1 protein-coding gene is annotated in these 329 nt (G+C 65.3%); it reads left to right on the top strand.

Annotation, left to right across the window (positions count from 1 at the left end):
- Nucleotides 1-329 (top strand): condensation domain-containing protein (locus IG98_RS46370; protein WP_157594918.1); only part of this gene is annotated, 329 nt, incomplete at both ends.

Below are 329 nucleotides of genomic sequence, written 5' to 3'. Positions count from 1 at the left end.
TGGCGCGTGAGATGAACGCGACGGTGTTCATGGTGGTGCAGGCCGGGTTGGCGGCGTTGCTGACCCGGTTGGGGGCGGGTTCGGATGTGCCGATCGGTTCGGTGGTGGCGGGTCGGGTGGATGAGGCGTTGGACGATCTGGTGGGGATGTTCGTCAATACGTTGGTGTTGCGGACCGATACCTCGGGGAATCCGGCTTTTCGGGAGTTGGTCGGGCGGGTGCGGGAGGTGGATCTGGCGGCGTACGGTCATCAGGATCTGCCGTTCGAGCGGTTGGTGGAGATCGTCGCTCCGGCTCGTTCGATGGCCCGCCACCCCCTCTTCCAGGTG

It is taken from the genome of Streptosporangium amethystogenes (assembly GCF_000721075.1).
GTDB lineage: Bacteria > Actinomycetota > Actinomycetes > Streptosporangiales > Streptosporangiaceae > Streptosporangium > Streptosporangium amethystogenes.
This window is presented reverse-complemented; position numbering and strand designations above follow the sequence as displayed.